Below are 16484 nucleotides of genomic sequence, written 5' to 3'. Positions count from 1 at the left end.
GATGGGCTCCCGAACCGCAGCGCTGTCCAAGGCCACCGGCACGGTCACGAAGGTCCTCGCCCTCGTGGTCGTGGCCCTGGTGATCGGCGCGGTGACCGTCCTGCTGCTGAACGGCGGCACCAAGAGCGGGGTCGCGTACTTCGCCTCGGTGAAGAACGTCTACCCGAAGGACCGCGTCCGCATCCAGGGCGTCGACGTCGGCGAGATCACCGCCATCGAGCCGCAGGGCGACACGGTCAAGGTCAGCTTCTCGTACGACTCGAAGTACGACCTGCCGGCCGACGTGAAGGGCGCGATCATCTCGCCCACGCTCGTCGCGACCCGCTTCCTCCAGCTCGCCCCCGCCTACACCGGCGGCCCGGTCCTGTCCGACGGCGGCGTCATCCCCGAGGACCGGACGGCCTCGCCACTGGAGTTCGACGACCTGAAGAAGGAGCTCGGGAACATCTCGTCGGCCCTGGGGCCGGACGGGGTCGACAAGGACGGCGCGCTGAAGCGCTTCGCCGACACCGTCGCGGCGAACGCGGCCGGCGGGCAGGGCGCGAAGTTCAACGAGATGGTGCGCCAGGCCTCGGCCGCCGTGCAGACGCTGACCGACGGCCGCGAGGACCTCTTCGGCACCGTCCGCAACCTCCAGGCCTTCGTCACCGCGCTCTCGGCGCTCGACGACCAGATCGTGGAGTTCAACGGGCGACTGTCCACGGTGTCGTCGTTCCTGAACGACAACACGGACGAGCTGACGCAGGCCCTGCAGGGCATCGACGCGGCCGCCGAGGCGGTCGACGAGTTCGTGGACACCAACGGCGCCCCGCTGAACACCGCGGTCGACAAGCTCGGGCACTTCACCCGCACGCTGGCCAACTCCCGCGACGACCTCGCGACGATCCTCCACGTCGGACCGAGCACCCTGATGAACCTGTTCAACATCTACTCGCCGCGCAGCGGGTCGCTCTCCGGCGCGCTGGTCGTGGACAACCTGAACACGCCCGCGGACTTCGTCTGCTCCGCATACTCGGTCGCCTACCAGAGCGTCGACGAGGGCGTGAAGTCCTGCAAGAGCTACCTCGGCCCGCTGCTCAACGTGCTGCGCGTGCAGCAGCCGCCGGTGGGTGTCAACCCGCTCCTCGTCCCGGGCGGCGGCGCCAACCAGCCCGACCCCGGTCCGATCGACCCGGCCCCGCCGACCGCGGAGGGCCCGGCCCAGCTGCCGCCGCCGGTCGACGTCCCCGGCCTGGGTGGCCTGCTCGTCCCGAACGGGGGCAACTGATGCGCACCTTCCGCAGGACCGCCGTGGCCGCGGCGCTGCTCGCCTCGACGCTGCTGCTCTCCGGCTGCGACTACAAGGGGCTCAACGACTTCACCCTCCCCGGCGCGGAGGGCACCGAGGAGGGCTCCTACCGCGTCCAGATCGAGATGCGGGACGTCGCCGACCTGGTGCCGAACAACCCCGTCCGGCTCGGGGACGTGACCGTGGGCAACATCGAGAAGATCGAGCTCGACGGCTGGAAGGCGCTCGTGACCGTCACGCTGAACCCGGACGTGACGCTGCCGGCCAACGTCACCGCGAAGGTCGGCCAGGTCAGTCTGCTCGGCGCGAAGTTCGTCGAGCTGGACCAGCCCGCGGACCCGGCGCCGCAGCTCGTCGCCGCGGACACCCGGATCCCGCTCGCACAGAGCGGCAAGTACCCGGAGACCGAGCAGATCCTGGCCTCGGTGGCGGCCCTGCTCAACGGCGGTGGGCTGCAGCAACTGAAGACGATCACCACCGAGCTGGACAAGGCGCTCGACGGGCGCACCGACCAGTACCGCAGCCTGCTCGACCAGCTGAACACCTTCGCCGGCGGGCTGGACGACCAGAAGCAGGACATCGTCCGCGCCATCGACGGGCTCGATCGGCTCTCCGGTCGGCTCGCCGAGCAGAACTCGAAGATCGCAGGCGCGCTCGACTCCATCCCGCCGGCCCTCGAGGTCCTGAACACGGAGCGGGACAAGCTCACCGGGACGCTGTCCGCGCTGGGCGACTTCGGGGTGGCGGCCGACGACGTCATCCGGCGGACGTCGGACGACCTGGCCGCCAACGTGGCCAACCTCGAGCCCGCCCTGCGCGGCCTCGCCGACTCGGGACGCTCGCTGACCGACTCCCTGGGTCTGCTCGGGACGATCGTGTTCCCGCTCAAGGGCTTCTCCGAGACCTTCCGCGGCGACTACGTGAACTTCTGGCTCACCCTGGACCTCACGTTGTCCACGCTGGACCGCAACTTCCTCACCGGGACGCCCTTCGCCGGGAGCCTCGGGAACTTCGAGAAGGTGCTCGCCGGGACCGGCGGCGCCGCCCTGCAGAACGCGAACCCGCTGCTGGCGCCGGTCCAGCCCGGCCCGGACGGGCAGCCGCCCGCGGTGCCGGTCCCGGACGTCGCCGGCGACCTGCTGCCCGGCGGCGGAGGGGTCGCCGGGTCGCAGCCCGCGTCCCGGCCGACCGACCCGCCGTCGCCGCCCTCCGGGGAGCCGATCCCGCCGGACGAGCGACCCCCGGGCGACCCCGGACCGGGGCCGATCGGTGGTCTCGTCGGCGGCCTGACGGGAGGCAACTGACATGCTGATCTCGCGCTTCGTCAAGGTCCAGCTGCTGATCTTCACGGTGCTCACGCTGGTCGCCGCGCTGCTGATCGTGTTCGTGTACGTGCGGGTGCCCAGCCTGATCGGGTTCGGCCGCATCACCGCGACCGCCGAGCTCCCGGCGGCGGGCGGGTTGTACCCGAACGCCAACGTCACGTACCGGGGCGTGACGGTCGGGAAGGTCACGGCGGTCGATCTCGCCGACGGCCACGTCGTCGCCACGATGTCGATCGACGCGTCCCGCCTGCCCGCGGCCGACAGCCGCGCCGAGGTGCACAGCGTCTCGGCGATCGGCGAGCAGTACCTGGACCTCCTCCCGCCGCCCGGGAACGGCGGGCCGGAGCTCGCGGACGGCGACGTGATCCCGCTGTCCCGCACCTCGATCCCGCCGGCGACCGCCGACGTGCTGCAGTCCGCGGACGGGCTGCTCGCCTCGGTCCCGCCGGAACAGTTCCGGTCTACGCTCGACGAGTTCGCCGCGGCCTTCGACGGCATCGGTCCCGACCTCGGCCGGCTGATCGACAACACGCAGACGCTCGTGCGGACGGCACAGGGCAACTACGAGCCCACGCAGAAGTTGCTGCAGGACTTCCAGCCCTTCGCCGACCCGCAGTTGGTCTCCAGCGACGCGATCCGCGGCTGGAGCCGCGATCTCGCCGGGTTCTCCCAGGCCCTGCGCGACAACGACCCCGCGCTGCGGAACGTGCTCACCGAGGGCTCGACCGCGGCCGCCAAGGCGACCGACCTGCTCAAGGACCTGAGCCGGACGACACCTACCCTGCTCTCGACGACCGGCGTGCTGACCCGGCTCGCCGAGGCCTACCACGCTCCGATCGAGCAGGTCCTGGTCGTCTATCCGATGTGGGCGGTCGTCAACCAGATGATCGTGCCGAAGGACCAGCCCGGCGCCCTGCGGTTCAACCTCGAGACGAACGTGAACCCGCCGAGCTGCGTCGAGGGCTGGACCCCGCCGGACCAGCCCGGCGGCGCGCGGAACTCCTCCGCACTGGGGGACCTGCCGCTGCCGCAGAACAGCTACTGCAAGCTGCCCCAGTCCGACCCCACGCTGGCGCGCAGCGCGCGGAACCTGCCGTGCTTCGAACCCGGGTCACCCCCCGGCCGGCGCGCGGCGACCATCTTCCAGTGCCGAGGCAGCGGGTACAGCCCCGAGGCCGCCGGGCGGCTCACCGTCGAGCCGCAGACGGCCCTGAACGGACAGCCCGCCTTCGCCGAGCCACTCGCCGCCATCGGCGCGAACGGCACTCCGGCACCGACGCCCGAGGAGCTGACATGGCACTCACTTCTGCTCACCGGGGCGGGCGCATGACCCGCCGCGGCGCGAGCCCACCACCCGTCCCGACGTGGGAGGACGGCGTCGTCGACGACGACGTCGACCTGGCCGTCGGGACGCCGACCGACGCCGGTCCGCCGGCACGGGAGGACCGCGAGGAGGACGAGCAGGCGACCACCGTGCTGCCGGCCGCCGACGAGACAGAGCCGGTGGAGGAGTCGGCGGAGGTCGAGCCGGCGGGTCCGGAGCCGCTGCTCCGGGGCCGTGGGCTGGCCGGCCTGGTCGCCCTGCTGGTGGTGACCGTGTTGCTCCTCGCCGCGGCGATCACCGCCGGTGTGTTCTGGGCGAACGGCGCCGCCGAGCAGGCCGACCGCGAGAACGCCCTGTCCGCCGCCCGCCAGACCGCCGTGAACCTCACGACGATCGACTTCCACCACGCCGAGGAGGACGTCCGACGGGTGCTCGACGGCTCCACCGGCGACTTTGGCGGCCTGTTCACCCAGAACATCGACTCCTATGTCGGCGTGGTCAAGGACGGCGAGGTCGTGACGACGGGCGAGGTGGCCGAGGCGGGCGTCGAGAAGTACGACGGCAACACCGCGAGCGCAGTCGTCGCCGTGAGGACCACGGTCAAGAACAAGACCGTGCCGAACGGCGAGCAGCGCTTCTACCGATTGGTGGAGCAGATGGAGAAGCACGACGGCCGCTGGCTCGTCTCGCGGGTGGAGTTCGTGCCGTGAGCCGGCTGGGTGGAGCGCTGGCCGCCGCGGGCGGAGGCATCGGGACCGGAGCCCGGGCGGTCGGCGGCGGGGCGCGGTACGCCGTGCACCTGCCGGGCGCGGCCTGGACGGGCGCACGACGACGGCCCCGGCGGGCCTTCACCGTGCTCGGTGTGGCGGCGGTGGTGCTCGCGATCGTCGCCGGGCTGTTCGCCTTCTTCGCCATCCGGCAGCTGCAGGTGGAGAACGCGCGCACGGCGGCGACGGCGGCGGCGGAGCAGAAGGTCACCGACCTGCTGTCCTACGACTACCGGTCCATCGCGACCGACCAGGACGCCCGCACGGCCATGCTCACCGGGCAGTTCAAGGACGACTACGCGTCCCTGCTGAAGGACGTCGTGGCCCCGGCCGCCGCGCAGCAGCAGCTGACGACCCGCTCGAGCATCGTGTCGACCTCGGTCGTCGGCACGGACGGCACCGACCGGGTCACGCTGCTGGTGTTCCTGAACCAGACCACACAGTCGTCGGCCAAGCCGGACCCGACCCTCTCGGGCAGCCGCCTGCGCGTGACCATGCAGGAGGTCGACGGGAACTGGCTCGTCTCGGAGCTGACCCCGGTCTAGCCCGAGCCCGGGGACGGGAGGTCCCCGGCCCGTCTCCCCGGTCCGCGAGGCCGGGCGGCCCCGCACCCGGCCGCCCGGCCTCGCGTCGTCGGAGCTCGTGATAGTGAGACAGAAAACGTTGCGTGTCTCGAACGCGCGGCCGTACGGTCCGGGAGCCGGGCCGCACGGACACGGCGCGTGGAACGGAGAACGACCAGTGGAAGCGACCCTCGACCGGCCCGCCCTCTTCGTCGGCGGTGACTGGCGCACTCCCGTGGCCGACGAGAGCACCGAGGTCCTCGAGGCCGCCACGGGGAAGCCCCTCGGACGGGCGGCGCTGGCCGGGCCGTCCGACGTCGATGCCGCCGTCGCGGCGGCGCGGGACGCCCTGCGGGGTCCCTGGGGCCGCACGACCGGCGCCGAGCGGGCCGAGGTGATCCGCGGGTTCGGTGCGGCACTCAAGGCCCGGGGCCGGGACACGGCCCAGCTGGTCAGCCGCGAGAACGGCATGCCGCGGGCGCTGTCGGTGGGCGCCAACGGGTTCGCCCCGGCGATCATGTTCGACTACTACGCCGGGCTGGCGGCGGGCCTGGACGCCGAGGACGTGCGCCACGGGCCTCTGGCCCGCACCCGCGTCCGTCGCGGGCCCGTCGGGGTCGTCGCCGCGATCACCCCCTGGAACTACCCGCAGGCCCTCGCCGCGATGAAGATCGCGCCGGCGCTGGCCGCGGGCTGCACGGTCGTCCTCAAGCCGTCGCCGGAGACGGCCCTCGACGCCTACGCCTTCGCGGACGCGGCGCTGGATGCGGGTCTGCCGCCCGGCGTGCTGAACGTGGTCCCCGGCGGCCGCGAGGCCGGGGCGTACCTGGTGGAGCACCCGGGTGTGGGCAAGGTGGCGTTCACCGGCTCCACGGCGGCCGGGCGCGCGATCGGGGAGGTGTGCGGGCGGCTGCTGCGCCCGGTCACCCTCGAGCTCGGCGGGAAGTCGGCGGCGATCGTCGCCGAGGACGCCGACCTCGATGTCTTCCTCGCCGCCCTGCCCGAGGTGTCGCTGGCCAACAACGGCCAGACCTGCCACGCGAGCACCCGGATCCTGGCGCCGCGCTCCCGCTACACCGAGATCGTGGACGCGGTGACGGACACCGTGAAGGCACTGCGGGTCGGCGACCCCCTGGACAGGTCCACCCAGATCGGGCCGCTGGTCAGCGCGGCCCAGCGCGAGCGGGTGCTCGCCCATGTCGACGCCGGCCGTCGGAGCGGAGCGCGCCTGACGGCCGGCGGATCCATCCCCGCCGCCCTGCCCGAGGGCTGGTTCGTGGAGCCCACGGTGTTCGCCGACGTCGAGAACACCAGCCCGCTCGCGCGCGAGGAGATCTTCGGGCCCGTCCTCGTCGTGACGCCGTACACGGACGAGGACGAGGCCGTCGCCCTGGCCAACGACTCCGAGTACGGCCTCGGCGGCACCGTCTGGACCGCCGACCAGGAGCGCGGCGAGGCCCTGGCCGCGCGGATCGAGACCGGCACGGTCGGTGTCAACCACTACGCCCTGGACGTGCTCGGCCCGTTCGGCGGGGTCAAGGCCAGCGGGCTCGGGCGGGAGCTCGGACCCGAGGGCCTCACCCCGTACGTCGCGCTGCAGTCCGTCTACCTGCCTCCGGAGGCCCGATGACCAGCACGGACACGACGACCGAGCCCGCCGCGCTCTTCGCGCGCCGGGGACATGTCGGCGTCGTCACCCTGAACCGGCCGAAGGCCATGAACGCGGTGGACGCCGCGTTGTCCATCGCCGCCGGTGCCGCCCTGGAGCAGGCGCAGCAGGACCCCGAGGTGCGGGTCGTGGTGATCACCGGCGCCGGTCGCGGGTTCTGCGCGGGCGCGGACCTCAAAGAACTCGCCAAGGGCAACCGGATCGACGACCGCGAGCACCCGGAGTGGGGCTTCGGCGGCATCGTGCAGCACTGGATCGGCAAGCCCACGATCGCGGCCGTGAACGGCTACGCGATGGGTGGCGGCACGGAGATCATGCTGTCCTGCGACCTCGCCGTGATCGACGAGACGGCCTCGCTCGGGCTGCCGGAGGTCAAGCGCGGGCTGTTCGCCGCGGCCGGTGGTGTCATCCGGCTGCAGCGGCAGATCCCCCTGAAGATCGCGATCGAGACGATCCTGACCGGCGAGCCGATGTCCGCCGCACGCGCCTACGAGCTGGGTCTGGTCAACCGGGTCGCGCCGCAGGGCACCGCGCTCGACGTCGCGCTGGAGCTGGCGGAGGTCGTCGCGGCCAACGCCCCGTTGTCGGTGCAGCAGAGCAAGCGTGTGGTGCACGAGACGTGGTCCGCGGGCTCGGACTGGGGCCCGGAGACCTGGGCGATCAACCGGGACGCGGTGAAGATCGTCTTCGCCAGCCGGGATGCGAGGGAGGGCCCCACGGCCTTCGCGGAGAAGCGCGAGCCGGTCTGGGAGGGGCGCTGATGACGGGGGCGGCGATCGCCGGTCTCGGCCTGACCGAGATGGGGAAGGTGTACGGGCGGTCGTCGACCTCGCTCGCCGCCGAGGCGGTGCGGCTCGCCGTCGCGGACGCCGGGCTGGGCCTGGGCGACCTCGACGGGTTGCTCGTCAGCGCCGGGGTGAAGCAGGACGTCAACGTCAACCTCGCCGCCGTGCTCGGCCTGCACGAGCTCTCCGTGCTGAACCAGATCAACGCGTACGGGGCCACGGCGGGGGTCATGGTGGCGCAGGCCGCCCAGGCGATCGCCGCAGGTGCCGCGACCACCGTGGCCTGCGTGTTCGCCGACACCCCGCTGAAGCCCAGGCAGTCGGCGGGTGCGGCGTGGGGCTCCGGGGCCAAGCGTCCGGGCGCTGCGAGGAACCTGCGGGGCATGGCGGGTTGGTCCGTGAACTCCGGCGCCACCAACCCGAACATCCTCTACGCGCTGTGCGCCCGGCGGCACATGGAGCGGTACGGGACCACGTCCGAGCAGCTCGCCGAGATCGCGGTGGCCCAGCGGGCGTGGGCGGTGCACAACCCGCGTGCCCAGATGCGTGAGCCGCTGACGGTGGCCGACCACCAGGCGTCGCGCTGGATCGCCGACCCGTTGCACCTGCTGGACTGCTGTCTCGTCAGCAACGGTGCGGTCGCGGTGGTCGTGACGGCGGCGGACCGCGCGGCGTCGCTGGCGACGCCGCCGGTCCACGTGTGGGGGTACGGCCAGGCCCATGCCCCCCGCCGCATGCACGCCGGGTCGGACTGGGGGCTGGTCACCCCCGCGGGGAGGTCCGGGGGAGCGGCCATGCGCATGGCCGGGATCGGGGTCGACGACGTGGACGTCGCCGAGCTCTACGACTGCTACACCTACACCGTCCTGGTCACGCTGGAGGACTACGGCTTCTGCGCCAAGGGCGAGGGCGGGGCCTTCGTCTCCGACGGCCGCCTCGCGCCGGGCGGGAAGCTGGCGTGCAACACCGGCGGTGGGCAGCTGTCGTCGTACTACATGTGGGGCTTCACGCCGCTCTCGGAAGCGATCATCCAGGCGCGTGGCGACGGGGGAGCACGGCAGGCCCCGCGCAACGACGTCGTCCTGGTCAGCGGTAACGGCGGGATCCTGGAGCATCACTCGACGCTGGTGTTGAGTCCGCACGAGAGGAAGGCCTCGTGAGCGGAGACGGGGTGAGCGCGTTCCCCCTGGTCGAGCGGGACGAGGCGAGCGCGGCGTTCTACGACGCCGCCGCCCGCGGCGAGCTGCTGATGCAGCGCGGACCGTCCGGCACCGTCCTGTCGCCCGAGGCCCGCACCGACCCGGCGAGCGGATCGGCGGATCTCGAACCGGTCGTCGTGTCGGGGGAGGGCACCCTGGTCAGCTGGGTCGTGGTGCACCAGGCCCCGCTGCCGGCGCTCGCGGCGGCCGTGCCGTACGTCAGCGCCGTCGTGGAGCTGGCGGAGGGGCCGTGGCTGATGGTCCGGTTGGTGGTCGACGATCCGGCCGATCTGCGTGCCGGTGCGCAGGTCCGGGTGCGTTTCGTCCCGTCGGGCTCCGGGGAGGAGCCGGGCGAGGTCCTGCCCGTGTTCGAGCCGGTCTGAGCCGTGCCGACCGGTACGCTGACGGTCCGAACGGCGGGGGGATGAACGTGGGACGAGGACGGGGGCCCTTCGCGGGCGGCCCGGAGCAGGCACGGCGCCGGCTGGTCGCCGCGGCGGAGGAGTGCTTCCTCGCCTACGGGGTGCAGCGCACCACGATGGACGACATCGCCAAGCGCGCCGGGGTCTCGCGGCCCACCGTCTACCGGTACTTCGCCGACCGCGACGCATTGATCGTCGAGGTCGTGTCCCGGCGCTCGCGGGCCTTCAGCGGGCACGCGCGCGAGTTCATCGACAGTCGCACGAGCTTCGCCGACAAGCTGGTCGACGGGCTGGCGTTCCTCATCGACGGCGGCCGCAAGGACCCGATCCTGCGGGCCCTGCTCCGGCCGGAGAACCTCGGCGCGGCCAGCGGGATCCTCACCTCGAGCAACGTGGCGGAGAACCTCACCTACGAGATCTGGGAGCCGATCCTGTCGGCCGCCCAGGCCGCGGGGGAGATGCGCCCGGAGGTCGACCTCCACGAGCTCTGCGCGCTGATGGCCGACCTCGAGCTCATGATGGTCAGCCGCGAGGACCTGTTCGACCCGGACGGGCCCACGGCCCGCGACCTCATCGGGGACTTCCTGCTGCCGGCGCTCGCGCCCGCGGGCTGATCCCGCGGGCGCGAGCCCGCTCAGCTCGCCCGGACCGCGCCGCGGTCGTACTCCACGGCCTGGTGCAGCGCGGGCACCACGAACCGCTCCATGAGCCGCCGGTGGGAGGGGTCCTCCGCGCCGAGTCGCCCGATGCGGCCCACCAGGATCAGCTCGACGAAGGTCAGCCAGGCGCAGAAGCGCTCGACGTCGAGGTCCGCGCGGACCTCGCCGGCCTCCTGGGCCTCCCGCAGGATCGGGGCCCAGAGCTCGGCGGTGAGGTCCGTGGCCAGCTTCGGCGTGTCGCTGACCCGGTTGGCCACCTCGAGGAACTCGAGGCTGACGAGCTGCAGGACCATGGGGTCCCGTCGCCCGCTGTCCACCAGGAAGATCATCCCGTCGACGAGCTTCGCGTCGATCGTCGAGCGGGTGTCGATGAACCGGCGGGCCCGGTCCAGCAGGTCCCGGGCCCGGGCGAGCAGGACACCGGTGATCAGGTCGTCCCGCGTCGCGTAGTGCCGGTAGACGGTGGGGCGGGAGACGCCGGCCTCCCGCGCGACGTCGTCCATCGTCGCCTTCGTGATGCCGAGGCGGAGGTAGCACGACTCCGCGGCGAGCAGGATCGCCGTGGCCGGGTCCGTCACCCGGGCACGCGGCGCCCGCTTCCGCCCTCCCTCGGAGCCCTTCGCCATCGCCTTCCCCCTCCGTGCGCCCGTCGACGCTACCGGACGGGGCTCGTCGGACAGCTTTGTGACCGTCCCCATATCAGGCGATCGTCCAGGTGTCGCGGCCGTCGAGCAGGGCCTGCAGGTCCGCGTTCGGGTTGGCGTCCTTGGCCTGCTGCAGCTGGGCACGGGCGGCGTCGTCGTAGGTGGTGCGGTCGACGTTGCGGAAGATCCCGGTGACGGTGTGGTTCAGGTCCTGGTCCGACAGCCGGGACAGGGCGAACGCGAGCTCGAGGTTGCTCGCGTCGTGGACCATGATCTCCGACGGGTCGTCGGCGGCCTTGACGACCTCGAGCCGGAACCCGCGCTGGACCACGGCGTACTGGCCGAGCCCGTCGTCGCCCGCGGGTCCGAAGCGGATCGGCTCCCCGGGCCGGACCGGGACGAGCCGCTGGTCCTTGGTCTCCGGCTTGCGCAGCACGTCGAAGGAGCCGTCGTTGAAGATCGGGCAGTCCTGGAAGATCTCCACCAGCGCCGAGCCGCGGTGCGCGGCGGCGGCACCGAGGACCTCGGTGAGGCCCTTGCGGTCGGAGTCCAACGCCCGGCCCACGAAGCTGGCCTCGGCGCCCAACGCGAGGGAGATCGGGTTGAACGGGTGGTCGAGGGAGCCCATGGGGGTGGACTTGGTGACCTTCCCGACCTCGCTGGTCGGGGAGTACTGGCCCTTGGTGAGTCCGTAGATCCGGTTGTTGAACAGCAGGATCTTGAGGTTGACGTTGCGGCGCAGCGCGTGGATCAGGTGGTTGCCGCCGATGGACAGGGCGTCGCCGTCGCCGGTCACCACCCACACGGACAGGTCCGGCCGGGACACGGCCAGGCCGGTGGCAATCGTCGGGGCGCGGCCGTGGATGGAGTGCATCCCGTAGGTGTTCAGGTAGTACGGAAAACGGCTCGAGCAACCGATCCCGGACACGAACACGGTGTTCTCGCGGCGGATCCCCAGGGTGGGGAGGAACTGGCGCACGGCGGCCAGCACGGCGTAGTCGCCGCAGCCGGGGCACCAGCGGACCTCCTGGTCGGAGGTGTAGTCCTTCGCGGTCTGCTTGGCGTCGGTGTGCGGGACGAGGTCGAGGCCGCCGAGGGCGGGCATGCCCAGGTCCGTGCTCATGCGTGCGCCTCCTGACGCGCGGTGGTGTTCAGGAAGTCGGGGTCGAGGTACTCGAGGAACACGTTCTGGAGTTCCTCGGCCTTGAACGGCAGCCCGGAGACCTTGGTGTAGGACTTCGCGTCGATCAGGTAGCGGCCGCGCAGCAGCAGGGCGAGCTGGCCGAGGTTCATCTCCGGCACCAGCACGGTCCGGTAGCCGGACAGCACGTCGCCGAGGTTGGCGGGCAGCGGGTTGAGGTGGCGCAGGTGCGCGGTGGCCACGGCGTGCCCGAGCGCGCGGACGCGGCGGGCGCCGGCCTCGATCGGGCCGTAGGTGGAGCCCCAGCCGAGCACGAGCAGGTCGGCGTTGTCGTCCGGGTCGTGCACCTCGACGTCGGGCACGCCGATGCCGTCGATCTTGGCTTGGCGGAGTCGGACCATCCGGTCGTGGTTGTCCGGGTCGTAGCTGATCGAGCCGCGGCCGTCGGCCTTCTCCAGCCCGCCGACCCGGTGCTCGAGCCCCGGGGTGCCGGGGATGGCCCACGGCCGGGCCAGGGTCTCGGGGTCGCGCAGGTAGGGCCAGAACTCGTTCGACCCGTCCGGGGCGTTCGGCTCGGTCGCGAAGCCCGGGTCCACGCTCGGCAGCGACGCGGCGTCGGGCACCTTCCACGGCTCGGAGCCGTTGGCCAGCGCCCCGTCGGAGAGCACGATCACCGGGGTCCGGTAGCGCACGGCCAGGGCGGCGGCCTCGACCGCGGCGTGGAAGCAGTCCCCGGGCGAGCGCGGCGCGATGATCGGCAGCGGGGCCTCGCCGTTGCGCCCGTACATGGCCTGCAACAGGTCGGCCTGCTCGGTCTTGGTGGGCAGCCCCGTCGAGGGGCCGCCGCGCTGCACGTCGATCACCAGCAGCGGCAGCTCCAGCGCCACCGCGAGCCCGATGGTCTCGGATTTCAGCGAGATCCCCGGGCCGGACGTGGTGGTCACACCCAGCGCCCCGCCGAAGCTCGCCCCGAGCGCTGCGCCGACGCCGGCGATCTCGTCCTCGGCCTGGAACGTGGTCACGCCGAAGGCCTTGTGCTTGGACAGCTCGTGCAGGATGTCCGAGGCCGGGGTGATCGGGTAGCTGCCGAGGAACACCGGCAGCCCGGTGGTCCGGCCGGCCGCGACCAGGCCGTAGGCCAGCGCGGTGTTCCCGGTGATCTGCCGGTACGTCCCGGGATCCAGCTTCGCCGGGGCCACCTCGTAGGTCACCGCGAACGCCTCGGTGGTCTCGCCGTAGGCGTGCCCGGCGCGGAACGCGAGGATGTTGGCCTCGGCCAGGTCGGGGCGGCGGGCGAACTTCTCCCGCAGGAACCGCTCGGTGCCCTCGTGCGGACGGTGGTACATCCAGGACAACAGCCCGAGGGCGAACATGTTCTTCGCCCGCTCCGCGTCCTTCTTCGACAGCCCGGTCTCCTCCAGCGCACCCCGGGTCAGGGTGGCCATGGCGATCGGGTGCACCTGGAAATCGGCCAGGCTGTCGTCCTCGAGCGGGTTGGACTGGTAGCCGACCTTGGTCAGGTTGCGCTTGGTGAACTCGTCGGTGTTGACGATCAGCACCCCACCGGGCGGCAGGTCGGCGATGTTCGCCTTGAGCGCGGCCGGGTTCATCGCCACCAGCACGTCCGGCCGATCCCCGGGCGTGAGGATGTCGTAGTTCGCGAAGTGCAGCTGGAACGACGACACCCCCGGCAGCGTCCCGGCAGGGGCGCGGATCTCGGCCGGGAAGTTCGGCAGCGTGGACAGGTCGTTGCCGAAGGTCGCGGTCTCCGAGGTGAACCGGTCACCCGTGAGCTGCATCCCGTCGCCGGAGTCACCCGCGAACCGGATCACCACCCGGTCCTTCGTGCGGACCTGCGGGCCCGCCTGGTTCGTCGTCACGTTCGTCCTCCTCGGCGGCGACCGCCGGTGGGGTGATGAGGGGGCGGAGGCCGCGACGCGGTGTGACGCGCGTGGGGCCGATTGCCGCCGCGGACTTCAACCTAGTACTGTTAGAAACAGATTACGTCATCTGTATCAACGATGAGAGGATGGCCGTGGTCACTCTGTATCGCTCACTCGTCCGGCTGATCGGCCGGCCGACCCCGCCGGTCACCGGCCGAGTGTGGCCCGGCTGTGGGCACGGCCCGCAGCGCCGCCGCAGACGGACGGCCCGGCACGCGCTCCGCTGAGGTGCGCTCGCCCCATGACAGCACGGCGGCGGTGCCGCCGATACCGGAAGGGTTGGCATGACGCCCGAGTCGTCCCCGACGCTGCCCCTGCGCGCGCTGCGTGTCCTGGACCTCACCGAGGGGGCGGCCGAGTCCTGCGGCCGCTTCCTTGCCGATCTCGGTGCCGAGGTCGTGCGCGTGGAGCCGCCGGGCGGATCGCGCGGCCGGCGCGACGCCATCGGGTTCGCGCTGCGCAACGCCAACAAGCTCGGCGTGGTCCTCGACCTCACCGACCCGGCGGGCCGGGCGGAGCTGCTGCGCCAGGCCCGTGCCGCGGACGTCGTGCTGGAGTCCTTCCACGAGCGGGAGGCGAGTGCGCTCGGACTCACCCCGGAGGACCTGCACGCCGCCAACCCCGCCCTCGTCGTGGTGTCGATCACCGACTTCGGCCGCACCGGCCCGTGGGCCGACCGGGTGGCTACGGAGGACGTGCTGGCCGCGGCCGGCGGAGTGCTCTCGCGCTCCGGCCTGCCGGGGGGCACACCCCTGCTGCCGCCGGCGGGCCTCGTCGCGCAGACCGTCGGCGTCCACGCGGCGTGGGCCACCCTCGTCGCCCATGTCAAGAGGATCCGGACCGGCCGTGGCGAGCACGTCGACGTCTCGTCGTTCGAGGCCGTCGTGCACGGCTTCGACCCCGGATTCGGCACCCAGGGCTCGGCGGCGGCCGGACGGTCCGAGACCTTCCCCAGGGACCGCCCGGACGCCGCCAACTACTACCCCGTCTACCCGTGCGCCGACGGGCACGTCCGGATCTGCCTGCTGGCCAAGCGGCAGTGGCGGGCCATGTTCGAGTGGCTGGGCGAACCGGAGGAGTTCGCCGATCCGCGCTACGACGCCATCCCGGCCCGGTTCGAGGCGTCCGACCGGCTGAACCCGCTCATCGCCGCCCTGTTCGCGGACCGGACCCGCGAGGAGCTCACGCTCGAGGGCAGCCGCCGGGGCATCCCGGTCGCCGGCATGCTGACCCTCGACGAGGTGCTGGAGGCGGACCACTTCACCGTCACCGGCACCCTGGTCGACGCCGAGCTCGGCGACGGGCTGCGGGCCCGGGTGCCCACCGGGTACGTGTCGGTCGACGGCGTCCGCGCGGGTCTGCGGACCCCTGCGCCCCGGCTCGGCGAGCACGACGCGCTGCTCGGCGACCGCGCGGAGGCCCGCGAGGAGCCTGCCCTCGGCCTGCCCGCCCTCGACGAGGATGCGCGGCCGCTGGCCGGACTGCGGGTGCTCGACCTCGGGGTGATCGTGTTCGGCGCCGAGCTGGGCCGGTTGTTCGCCGACCAGGGCGCGGACGTGATCAAGGTCGAGAACTCGGCGTTCCCCGACGGACTGCGTCAGACCCGCAAGGGCGGCGGCATGAACGCCTCCTTCGCCTGGGGTCAGCGCAACAAGCGCGGCCTGGGCCTGGACCTGCGCAGCGAGGAGGGCGCGCCGCTGTTCCGCGAGCTCGTGGCGCAGGCGGACCTGATCGCGGCGAACTTCAAGCCCGGCACGCTCGAGTCCCTCGGCTTCTCGCACGCCGAGCTCGCGAAGATCAACCCGCGGATCGTCGTGTCGGACAGCAGCGCCTTCGGCGGTCGCGGCCCCTGGCGCACGCGCATGGGGTACGGACCGTTGGTGCGGGCCTCCTGCGGGGTCTCCGCGCTCTGGCGCGACCCGGACCGCGACGCGAGCGACCCGGCCGCCTTCTGCGACGGCTCGACCGTCTACCCCGATCACGTCGCCGGGCACGTCGGCGCCGTCGCGGCGCTCGCGGCGCTGATCGGGCGGGGTGCGGACGGGCCGGGGCAGGCCGTGGAGATCGCCCAGGCGGACGTCGCCGTCGTCGCGCTCGGACCGACCCTGGCTCGTGCCTCCCTGCACCCCGGGACCGTGGGTGCCGAGGGCAACGCGCGCACCGGAGCGGTCCCCGCTGGCGTCTTCCCCTGCGCCGGCGACGACGAGTGGTGCGTGATCGAGGTGCGGGACGACCAGGACTGGCAGCGGTTGGCCGGGGTCACCGGGCTTCCCGACGAGCCGGACCTGCGCATTCTCGACGGCCGGCTCGCCCGCCGGGAGGAGATCGAGAAGCAGCTCGCGGCGTGGACCGCCGAGCGGGCCCCCGAGGAGGTGGCCGAGCTGCTGCAGGCGGCCGGCGTCCCCGTCGCGGGCATGCTCCGGCTGCCCGACGAGCTGACCCACCCCCAGCTGGTGGCGCGCGACTCCTTCCACCCCCTCGCGCACCCGTTGCTGTCCGCGCCGGTCCCGGCGGCGGCGCGGATCGCCCGGTTCTCGAGCATCGCCGACCCGGACCAAGGCCCCGCTCCGACGCCGGGGGAGCACACCCGCGAGATCATCCGCACGCTGCTCGGGCACGATGACCGGGAGATCGACGGGATCGTCCGCTCCGGTGTGCTGCAGCCCCCGCCGGACGACCCTGGGCTGTCGGACGAGCCGGCCTGAGCGGGCACGAACGGCGCTCTCGCTCACCTCTGGTGAACGAGAGCACCGTT

General features: G+C 72.7%; 14 protein-coding genes. 11 read left to right on the top strand and 3 right to left on the bottom strand.

The genetic code is table 11. The annotated features are described in order from the left end of the window. Position 1: 1 nt before the first annotated feature. From AB0B41_RS03375 to AB0B41_RS03330, 10 genes are all read left to right on the top strand, one after another. Positions 2 to 1267, top strand: coding sequence for an MCE family protein (locus tag AB0B41_RS03375; protein ID WP_358198447.1), 1266 nt, complete (start codon positions 2 to 4; stop codon positions 1265 to 1267). Beyond that, positions 1267 to 2592, top strand: a complete 1326-nt coding sequence (locus AB0B41_RS03370; RefSeq protein WP_358198445.1) for an MCE family protein — start codon at positions 1267 to 1269, stop codon at positions 2590 to 2592. The genes AB0B41_RS03375 and AB0B41_RS03370 overlap by 1 nt, the downstream gene beginning before the upstream one ends. Before the next feature lies 1 nt (position 2593). After that, entirely contained in the window at positions 2594 to 3943 is a 1350-nt protein-coding gene (locus AB0B41_RS03365) for an MCE family protein (RefSeq protein ID WP_358198443.1), read from the top strand. Then, a complete protein-coding gene (locus AB0B41_RS03360; RefSeq protein WP_358198441.1) occupies positions 3907 to 4647 on the top strand; it encodes a hypothetical protein in 741 nt (246 codons plus the stop codon). The genes AB0B41_RS03365 and AB0B41_RS03360 overlap by 37 nt, the downstream gene beginning before the upstream one ends. Continuing rightward, complete coding sequence (locus AB0B41_RS03355; protein ID WP_358198438.1) at positions 4644 to 5249, top strand: hypothetical protein; 606 nt, start codon at positions 4644 to 4646, stop codon at positions 5247 to 5249. The genes AB0B41_RS03360 and AB0B41_RS03355 overlap by 4 nt, the downstream gene beginning before the upstream one ends. Positions 5250 to 5445: 196 nt before the next feature. Next, positions 5446 to 6897 (top strand): aldehyde dehydrogenase, encoded by a 1452-nt coding sequence (locus AB0B41_RS03350; RefSeq protein ID WP_358198436.1) that lies wholly within the window; start codon positions 5446 to 5448, stop codon positions 6895 to 6897. Further along, entirely contained in the window at positions 6894 to 7697 is an 804-nt protein-coding gene (locus tag AB0B41_RS03345; RefSeq protein ID WP_358198434.1) for a crotonase/enoyl-CoA hydratase family protein, read from the top strand. The genes AB0B41_RS03350 and AB0B41_RS03345 overlap by 4 nt, the downstream gene beginning before the upstream one ends. Next, positions 7697 to 8881 carry a thiolase family protein gene (locus tag AB0B41_RS03340; RefSeq protein ID WP_358198432.1) on the top strand — a complete coding sequence of 395 codons (1185 nt, stop codon included), beginning with the start codon at positions 7697 to 7699 and terminating at the stop codon, positions 8879 to 8881. The genes AB0B41_RS03345 and AB0B41_RS03340 overlap by 1 nt, the downstream gene beginning before the upstream one ends. An 11-nt stretch (positions 8882 to 8892) precedes the next feature. Beyond that, on the top strand, positions 8893 to 9303 hold the full coding sequence (locus AB0B41_RS03335; RefSeq protein ID WP_358198430.1) for an OB-fold domain-containing protein: 411 nt from the start codon (positions 8893 to 8895) through the stop codon (positions 9301 to 9303). Positions 9304 to 9350: 47 nt separating this feature from the next. Beyond that, positions 9351 to 9956, top strand: coding sequence for a TetR/AcrR family transcriptional regulator (locus tag AB0B41_RS03330; protein ID WP_358198428.1), 606 nt, complete (start codon positions 9351 to 9353; stop codon positions 9954 to 9956). 20 nt (positions 9957 to 9976) lie between these two features. On the opposite strand, the gene AB0B41_RS03325 is transcribed toward AB0B41_RS03330, so the two are convergent. From AB0B41_RS03325 to AB0B41_RS03315, 3 genes are all read right to left on the bottom strand, one after another. Then, entirely contained in the window at positions 9977 to 10579 is a 603-nt protein-coding gene (locus tag AB0B41_RS03325; protein ID WP_358198426.1) for a TetR/AcrR family transcriptional regulator, read from the bottom strand. A 121-nt stretch (positions 10580 to 10700) separates the two neighbouring features. Continuing rightward, positions 10701 to 11768: a 2-oxoacid:ferredoxin oxidoreductase subunit beta gene (locus AB0B41_RS03320; RefSeq protein ID WP_358198424.1), complete on the bottom strand. Its 1068-nt coding sequence runs from the start codon at positions 11766 to 11768 to the stop codon at positions 10701 to 10703. After that, entirely contained in the window at positions 11765 to 13666 is a 1902-nt protein-coding gene (locus AB0B41_RS03315; RefSeq protein WP_358198422.1) for a 2-oxoacid:acceptor oxidoreductase subunit alpha, read from the bottom strand. The genes AB0B41_RS03320 and AB0B41_RS03315 overlap by 4 nt, the downstream gene beginning before the upstream one ends. 347 nt (positions 13667 to 14013) lie before the next feature. Here AB0B41_RS03315 and AB0B41_RS03310 point away from each other — a divergent pair, with 347 nt between their 5' ends. Then, positions 14014 to 16434, top strand: a complete 2421-nt coding sequence (locus AB0B41_RS03310) for a CoA transferase (RefSeq protein ID WP_358198420.1) — start codon at positions 14014 to 14016, stop codon at positions 16432 to 16434. Positions 16435 to 16484: the final 50 nt, after the last annotated feature.

The organism is Pseudonocardia sp. NPDC049154 (assembly GCF_040648315.1).
In the GTDB taxonomy this organism is placed as follows: Bacteria; Actinomycetota; Actinomycetes; order Mycobacteriales; family Pseudonocardiaceae; genus Pseudonocardia.
This window is presented reverse-complemented; position numbering and strand designations above follow the sequence as displayed.

What these genes read in the sequence shown, in the direction of transcription:
- AB0B41_RS03360 (WP_358198441.1), top strand. Translation starts at nt 3,907, where the DNA reads ATGGCACTCACTTCTGCTCACCGGGGCGGGCGCATGACCCGCCGCGGC.
- AB0B41_RS03345 (WP_358198434.1), top strand. Translation starts at nt 6,894, where the DNA reads ATGACCAGCACGGACACGACGACCGAGCCCGCCGCGCTCTTCGCGCGC.
- AB0B41_RS03340 (WP_358198432.1), top strand. Translation starts at nt 7,697, where the DNA reads ATGACGGGGGCGGCGATCGCCGGTCTCGGCCTGACCGAGATGGGGAAG.
- AB0B41_RS03320 (WP_358198424.1), bottom strand. Translation starts at nt 11,768, where the DNA reads ATGAGCACGGACCTGGGCATGCCCGCCCTCGGCGGCCTCGACCTCGTC.
- AB0B41_RS03310 (WP_358198420.1), top strand. Translation starts at nt 14,014, where the DNA reads ATGACGCCCGAGTCGTCCCCGACGCTGCCCCTGCGCGCGCTGCGTGTC.
- AB0B41_RS03375 (WP_358198447.1), top strand. Translation starts at nt 2, where the DNA reads ATGGGCTCCCGAACCGCAGCGCTGTCCAAGGCCACCGGCACGGTCACG.
- AB0B41_RS03370 (WP_358198445.1), top strand. Translation starts at nt 1,267, where the DNA reads ATGCGCACCTTCCGCAGGACCGCCGTGGCCGCGGCGCTGCTCGCCTCG.
- AB0B41_RS03365 (WP_358198443.1), top strand. Translation starts at nt 2,594, where the DNA reads ATGCTGATCTCGCGCTTCGTCAAGGTCCAGCTGCTGATCTTCACGGTG.